The sequence below is a fragment of the Natrinema soli genome (assembly GCF_028618695.1).
In genome coordinates this window covers 1-1,623 of record NZ_JAQIVI010000346.1, presented here as the reverse complement: position 1 = coordinate 1,623, position 1,623 = coordinate 1, and the positions used below count along the sequence as shown (strand labels likewise).

The 1,623-nt window shown below is 66.5% G+C and carries 2 protein-coding genes; both read left to right on the top strand.

All coding sequences use genetic code 11. From position 1 onward, the window contains the following. The coding region (locus tag PGX04_RS19995; RefSeq protein WP_273740121.1) for a DNA polymerase Y family protein at positions 1–1,097 on the top strand (1,097 nt) is incomplete at its 5' end. Positions 1,098–1,233: 136 nt separating this feature from the next. After that, a partial coding sequence (locus tag PGX04_RS19990) for a DnaJ domain-containing protein (RefSeq protein WP_273740120.1) occupies positions 1,234–1,623 on the top strand: 390 nt, incomplete at its 3' end.

Here is a 1,623-nt window from a genome sequence, read left to right as displayed (position 1 = left end):
CCGCGAGCTACGAGGCCCGCGAGTTCGGCGTCGAGAGCGCGCAGGCCATCTCGACGGCTCTCGAGCGCCTCCCCAGACGCGCGGCCGACGAGGCCGGCGAAACGGACGACGACATCGAGCGCGAGGAGACCGGCTACTACCGGCCCGTCGACATGGACTACTACGAGTCGGTCGCAAGCGAGGTCCGGGAGATCCTCCACGATTGCGCCGACACAGTCCGCGAGGTCAGCATCGACGAGGCATACCTCGACGTGACCGAACGCACCGCCTGGGAGGTCGCGGACGGCTTCGCCCGCCACATCAGAGACCGCATCCGCCGGGAGGTCGGCGTCACCGTCAGCGTCGGCGTCGCACCGACGATGAGCACCGCCAAGATCGCCAGCGATTTCGACAAGCCGGACGGGCTCACGGTCGTCGAACCCGGCGAAATCCGGGGGTTCCTCGCACCACTCGAGGTCGATTTGCTCCACGGCGTCGGCCCCGTAACCGCGCGCGAGCTTCGGGAGATGGGCCTCGAGACGGCGGGCGACGTCGCCGCGACCGATCCGGAGCCGCTGGTCGAACGATTCGGCGAGCGCGGTCGGGAACTGTACGATCGTGCCCGCGGGGAGGACGATCGCCGGGTCGAGCCGAAAGGCGACCCCAAGAGCTTCTCTCGGGAATCCGCGTTCGCCGAGCCCGTCGAAGCACCCGATCCGAAGTACGAACTGATCGAAACCCTCGCGGCTGCCGTCGCGGATCGCGCACAACGGGAAGGGGCGCTGTACCGGACCATCGGCGTCAAGGCCGTCACGCCGCCCTACGACGTCAACACGCGTGAACGATCCCTTTCCGGGCCGATCGACGATCCGGAACTCGTCGACCGCATCGCTCGAGACCTGTTCACCGAGTTCGAGTTCGACCCCGTGCGTAAACTCGGCGTCCGGGTGGCCAACCTCGAGTTCGTCGCCGCCGATCAGGCCAGCCTCGAGAGCTGGGAGCGGAGCGGAGACGGGTTCGAGGCCGACGCGTCGTCCGAGTCGGACCCTGACTCGGAAACGAAGCCAACCGGCGATGAGCCGTCAGCCGGGCAATCGTCGCTCGCGGATTTCTCGTGAGCCGTCTCTCGCGGTGACGGCCGAAATACCCACGTTGCTCGAGTGAGGATGATTCGGACGGAAACCGGAAAGAACACTGAAATTATAACCCCTCCCCCACAATCCCACTCACAGACGATACCATCTCCACGCACTCATGACAGATGATTTTTATGACCTTCTCGAGATCTCTCCCGACGCCTCCCAGGACGAGATCAAGGACGCATACCGCGAACAGGTCCGGGTCTACCACCCCGATCTGAACGACGACGACCGCGCGCGCGCCCAGTTCACCGCGGTCAAGACGGCCTACGATATTCTCGGCGATCCGGTCGAGCGCCAGGCCTACGATCGGCTCGGTCACGAGGACTACGTCGCGAAACGGACCAGCGGCCTCCCTTCACCCGACGTCTGGCGGAGCGACGAGTCCGACGAGACGGCAGACGGGACGGAGCTGAGCTACTCGGAATCGAAGACGGCGTCGGCGTCGACCTCGTCCTCATCGTCGGCGGCGGCCGGCTCCGCGGCGTCCGGCTCGGCGGCCGCA